The 6,721-nt window shown below is 32.6% G+C and carries 4 protein-coding genes; all 4 read right to left on the reverse strand.

Annotated features, from left to right (window positions below):
• Positions 1-9 precede the first annotated feature (9 nt).
• Positions 10-2,691: a DNA polymerase I gene (gene polA, locus AC1RPX_RS03315; protein ID WP_481761198.1), complete on the reverse strand. Its 2,682-nt coding sequence runs from the start codon at positions 2,689-2,691 to the stop codon at positions 10-12.
• 152 nt (positions 2,692-2,843) lie between these two features.
• Positions 2,844-3,545, reverse strand: coding sequence for a Bax inhibitor-1/YccA family protein (locus tag AC1RPX_RS03320; protein ID WP_481761197.1), 702 nt, complete (start codon positions 3,543-3,545; stop codon positions 2,844-2,846).
• Between the two features lie 297 nt (positions 3,546-3,842).
• A complete protein-coding gene (gene murC, locus AC1RPX_RS03325; RefSeq protein ID WP_481761401.1) occupies positions 3,843-5,174 on the reverse strand; it encodes a UDP-N-acetylmuramate--L-alanine ligase in 1,332 nt (443 codons plus the stop codon).
• Between the two features lie 69 nt (positions 5,175-5,243).
• Positions 5,244-6,721: DNA translocase FtsK (locus AC1RPX_RS03330; protein ID WP_481762406.1), on the reverse strand; the 1,478-nt coding region annotated here is incomplete at its 5' end.

Below are 6,721 nucleotides of genomic sequence, written 5' to 3' on the forward strand. Positions count from 1 at the left end.
AACCACTTTTTATTTAGTATCAAACCAACTATCACCAAACGCACTCTCAACTTTTAAAGGAACCTCTAAAGAAACAGCAGCGTCCATAACTTCAGGAACTTTCTTTTGCAAGATAGCAATTTCTTCTTCAGGTGCTTCAAAAATTAATTCATCATGTACTTGTAATAACATTTTGGCTTGTAAATGTTCTTCTTCTAACATTTTGTTCATATTAATCATCGCTACTTTAATAATATCCGCAGCACTACCTTGAATTGGGGTATTCATTGCAGTTCTTTCAGCAAAAGAACGTAAATTAAAGTTTCGACTGTTAATATCTGGTAAATAACGACGACGATGGAATAATGTTTCAACATAGCCCTTATCTTTAGCTTCACGCACAACGCTTTCCATGTAGTTCTTAACGCCTGTAAATTCATTTAAATAAGTATCAATAAATGTTTGTGCTTGTTTTCTAGTAATCCCAATATTTTGTGACAATCCATAATCACTAATACCATAAACAATCCCAAAATTGACTGCCTTAGCTGTTCGACGCATATTTGACGTCACGTCATCTGGCGATTCTAAACTAAAAATTTTCATTGCTGTATTAGCATGGATATCGATTCCTTCTTTAAAAGCTTCTTGCATATTAGCATCATGCGCAATATGGGCCAAAACACGCAACTCAATTTGTGAATAGTCAGATGAGAATATTTTCCATCCCTTATGTTCAGGTATAAATGCTTGTCTAATTTTCTTACCTTCAGGAACGCGGACCGGAATATTTTGTAGATTAGGATCTACAGATGATAATCGGCCTGTCGCTGTCAGTGTTTGTAGGTATCTTGTATGAACTTTCTTATCTTCATGTCTAACTTTTAATAATCCTTCAACATACGTTGATTGAATTTTTGCAATTTGTCGATATTTTAAAATTAAATCTGCAATTGGAGCTATTGTACTAAGTTGTTCTAAAACATCAACTGCAGTTGAGTAACCTGTTTTAGTTTTTTTAACAACAGGTAATTTTAATTTTTCAAATAAAATAACGCCTAATTGTTTTGGTGAATTAATATTAAATTCTTCACCAGCTTCACTATAAATTTTAGTTTCCATATCACTTAAAATAGTTGAAAATTCCTTTTTCATAATCTTCAATCTATCGGCATCCACATTAATGCCTTGAATTTCCATCTTGGCTAATACAAGTGAAAGAGGAAGTTCCATATCCGTGTACAAATCCATTTGCTCATGATCAACTAATCCGGCCATTAATGGTTCTTTCAAAAGATTTAAGGCGTCAACTTTCGATGCCATATGACTAAAGAAAATATCATCATCTTCTGGAATTGCACGTTTAACGCCTTTACCATATACCTCTTCATCAGACTTAACGTCATAGTAATCATGTTTCTGTGCAACTTTACTAAGATCATTACTATTATCACTTGTATCTAACAAATATGAAGCCAACAAAAGATCGAATTCAGTTCCTGCAAGTTGAATGTCCAATCGGTTCAATGCTACATAATTACGTTTAAAATTAAATACATTCTTTTTAATTTTATCATTTGAAAGAATTGAAACTAAAGTTTTAGATTTTAACAAATCAACATCTCGTGTTACGAAAAATTGATTGCCATCACCTATCGCAAATCCATCAAAATCTGCTGTATGATAATTATCTTCCAACATCTCTAAATAAAAAGAAATTGGTTGTGATAATTTAGATAATTCATCTAAATTATCACTAGTTAATACTTTATAATCTGTCTTTTTAGGTTCTGGAAATAAATTCATTTCTACACTATCTGATGCTGAATTTAAATTTAATTGACTTAAAAATTTTTTAAAATCCATTTTTTCATAGAAAGCAACTAACTTATCTAAGTCTTTTCCATCCCATTTTGTATCAGGAAAATCGATTGTGATAGGTGCATCTTGTCGAATTCTGGCTAAATCTTTGCTCATAAATGCTTGATCTTTATCTTCAATTAAATGCTCTTTCATTTTACTTTTCTTTAATTGATCAATATTTTCGTAAAGATTCTCCATTGAGTCATATTCTGTTAATAATTTAATTGCAGTCTTCTCACCAACTTTAGTAACACCGGGATAATTATCTGACGTATCGCCAACTAATCCCTTCATATCAATAATTTGCAATGGTGTTAATCCAAATTTTTCCATTACATGCTCTGGTGTAAATTTTTCGATTTCACTAACGCCTTTTTTTGTGACAGAAACTGTTACTTTATCGGTTGTTAATTGTGTTAAATCTCGATCTCCAGTCACAATAGTCACATTATATCCAGCTTCTTCACCTTTTTTTGCCATTGTGCCTATAATGTCATCTGCTTCAAAATCAATTAATTCGTAAGTTTTAATGCCGTATCCTGCTAGTAATTCTCTAAAATATGGCATTTGTTCTTTTAGTTCTGGCGGTGTTTTTGATCTACCGGCCTTGTAATTATCATATTTTTTAGTTCTAAATGTTGTCTTTCCTGCATCAAATGCAACTAATACATGTGTCGGTTTTTCGGTATCTAATATGACATTCAACATATTATTAAACCCATATAATGCATTTGTATGTAACCCAGCTTGGTTTGTAAATCTATCTACAGATTGGTACAATGCAAAAAATGCACGATAGGCAATACTGTTTCCATCAATCAATAGTAGTTTCTCATTAGTATTAGTCATTTAATATCCGTCTCCTTTGAAAATCTCTATCTCTATTTTACCAAACATCAGCCGTGATTAATAATGAATACGCTAATAACTCAATAAAGTAATAAAAACCCCCAAGTTATAAATCCTTAACTTGGAGGTTTAACCTTCTTATTTATGAATTACTAATCTCTACCACCGTAACCAAAGATTTGTAAGAATGAAATGAATAAATTAATAAAATCAAGATATAACATTAGTGCACCTGTCATAGCTAAGTTAGAAACTGAAACATTGCTATCTCGTTGTAAAAATACTTGTCTTAATTTTTGTGTGTCCCACGCTGTTAAAATGGTGAAAATAATCACAGCGATATATGAGAATACGTAATTAATAAGTTCACTTTGTAAGAATAAATTTACAAATGAAGCAACAATTAGTCCAACCAAAGCTGCTAATGCCTGTGTGCCTAATTTAGTTAAATCTCGTTTAGTAACATTTCCTAAAATGGTCATCGTAACGAATACAGCCGAACTTGCGGCAAATGCAGCAATGATATTCCCGACTGAATACATTGATATAATCAACGACAACGTTACGCCCTCAAGTACAGAATACCCCATCAATAAAGCAAATGTTACAAATGGTGCCCTTGATGCCTTTACGTTAATATTTAAGACAACCACCAATTGGACAATAAATAATGCCCAAATTGACCATGAATGTTCTGCCATAAAGCCATAAACTAATTTTTGAAATACTGTCAATGTTAAAAATGCTGTGACAGCTGAAACGCCAACTGCAAGCGCCATATACCCATATAATTTTGCTAAAAAATGATTTAATCCATCTTTTTCATTAATAATAACGCTATTTTGATTATCCATCTTATTTTCCTCCTTGTTAATTAAGAAATCATGTTTAAAATATTGTGATTAATACACTAAAACCTATTACAACTAATTTAATAAAATGAAATAAGTTAGAGCAATACTACTTATTTTAATCAGAATACAACATGACTTTTAACCTCATACAGCATTAACCTTTTTAAAGGATAACCCCTTGTATGTATAAGGACAAGTGTACCAAATCATGTAAAATTATCAAGAATTTTCACTTTTCGTAAAAAAAAATTAAGTAATAAAAAAGAAATGATTCGAAAATCATTTCTTTTTCAGCAACTAATTATTTTTAAAACTTAAATTACTCAATAATTCTTCATATGCATATTCATATTTTTGGACATCTCCAGCGCCCATAAAAATAACAACTGCATTATTGTAATCAAGTAATGGCGAAAGATTATCAAGTTTGATAATCTCGCCACCCTTAACAATCTTTGCACCAAGATCTTCACTAGAAACATTACCTGATGTTTCACGAGCAGAACTGAAAATATCCGTTAAATAAACCTTATCGGCAAGATTCAAACTAATTGCAAAATCATCCATCAACGCAATAGTTCTACTAAACGTATGTGGTTGGAAGACCGCAATTAATTCTTTATCAGGATATTTTTGACGAGCAGCATCAATTGTTGCTTTAATTTCTGATGGATGATGTGCGTAATCATCAATAATTGTCATATCACCAATATACTTTTCGCTAAACCGGCGTTTAACCCCTTTAAAACTTAATAATTCACTTGCAATTTCTTCTAAATCAACTTTTTCAAAATACGAAACAGCAATAACGGCCAAACTATTTAAGATATTATGTTCACCAAAAATTGGAATTTGGTAATGACCTAATGATGTATCGTGATAATAAACATCGAATTCAGAACCTTTAGTTGTTCGTTTTATATCACGAGCTTGGAAATCATCAGAATCCTTTGTACCATAATAATAAATTGGAACATCAGCTTTTATTTTACGGAGTAAAGGATCATCTCCCCAAGCAAATATTCCTTTTTTGGTTTGTTTTGCAACTGTTTCAAATGAATCAAAAACGTCATCAATACCAGTAAAATAATCTGGATGATCAAAATCAATATTAGTCATAATTGAATAATCTGGGTGATAGGCAACAAAATGTCGACGGTATTCATCTGCTTCATAAACAAAGAATCTTGCATCAGGTTTTCCTTTACCAGTACCATCCCCAATTAAGTAACTCGTTGGTGCAATACCACTTAAGACATGTGCAAGCAATCCTGTTGTACTTGTTTTACCATGAGAGCCGGCAACACCAATACTTGTGTAACCTTCCATTAATCGACTTAACATTTCAGGATAACTGACAATATCTAATCCCATTTCACGTGCCTTTTTAAGTTCAGGATGATCCGCTGTAAATGCATTTCCCGCAATTACAGTCAAACCTTCATGGATATTTTTTTCATCAAATGAATAAACCTTAATATTAGCTAATTCTAATCCACGTTGTGTGAATGTATATTGGTCAATATCAGAGCCTTCAACCTTAAATCCTTGATCGTGTAAAATTAATGCTAAAGAACTCATCCCTGAGCCTTTTATTCCTACAAAATAATATACTTTTTGGTTATTCATCATTATCCCCTTTTCTGACATTATTCATTCATAATTTTACCATAAAATGAGTTAATATTCAGTTTGTCGTTAAAATTCTTCTCTCATCCGTCTGAGTTCATCTTCATTTAAATACACATCTCGAGGTTTCGACCCCTTAGCATGTGAGATATGTTGCTGATTTTCAAGTTCGTCAATAATATTGGCAGCTCTATTATACCCAATTGAAAAGACGCGCTGTAATTTAGAAGTTGAAATGGTTTGTTCGTGCGCAATAAAATCTAAAATACCTGGCAATAAATCATCTTGTTGTTCATTTTGATCTGCCATTTTTTTCAGTCCATCTGGATTAAATGCATATCTTGGCTTTCCTTGAGTTCTAACAAAATCTGTAATTAAATCTACTTCATCTTCTATATACGTTCCTTGTAACCTAACAGCCTGACTTGATCCATTACCTAGATAGAGCATATCGCCTCGTCCAAGTAATTTTTCAGCACCGGCCGTATCCAAGATAGTTCTCGAGTCAATTTGACTAGAAACCATAAATGCAATTCGAGTTGGAATATTATTTTTAATTGTACCCGTAACAACATCAACACTTGGTCGTTGTGTAGCCAGAATTAAATGAATTCCTGCTGCTCTAGCTTTTTGTGTAATTCTTGCAATATATTCTTGAACTTCATTTGAAGCAACCATCATTAAATCAGCTAATTCATCAATAATAATTAAAATATACGGCATCTTTAGGCCAAAATCGCCATTAGCTTCTGCTTTTTGATTAAAGTTACCAATATTTTTAGCTCCAGCTGCAGCTAATTTTTGATAGCGTTCTTCCATTTCATCAACAGCCCATTTCAAAGCTGCCGAAGCTGCTTTTGCATCTGATATAACAGGTGCTAATAAATGAGGAATATCATGATATGGCGCTAATTCGACAGCTTTAGGATCAATCAATAACAATTTAACTTCGTTTGGTGTTGCCTTATATAAAATAGAAACTAATAAACTATTGATAAAAACTGACTTACCAGACCCTGTAGCACCAGCAATTAATCCATGCGGCATTTTTTGTAAGTTAGTTACTTGTGCTTCACCAAATAAATCGACACCTAACGCCACCGTCAATGGTGATTTATTTTCTATAAACACTGGAGATCTCAATACTTCCGAGAGAAGGACTGGTCTTGATTTTAAATTAGGTATTTCAATTCCAACACTACTACGTCCAGGAATTGGCGCCTCTACACGGATATCTTTTGCAGCAAGCGCTAGTTTCAAGTCATCAACAAGGTTGGTAATCTTACTTACCTTAACACCAGCAGCTAATGATACTTCAAATTGGGTCACCGTTGGCCCAACTGTCCAGCCATCAACTTCTGCATTAACATGGAATGCTTCCAATGTATTATTTAATACATCAATTTGAGAAAGTACCCAATCATCTAATTCACCAGCATTTTCTAAAATAGGATCTGGTAATAAATCAAGTGATGGAAATTGATAACTTGCATCTGACCTTTTGACTTCTTCATCTGACTGATTATCATAATAGCTATCTTGTACCT

It is taken from the genome of Dellaglioa sp. CoH-56-MRSF-14 (assembly GCF_056782115.1).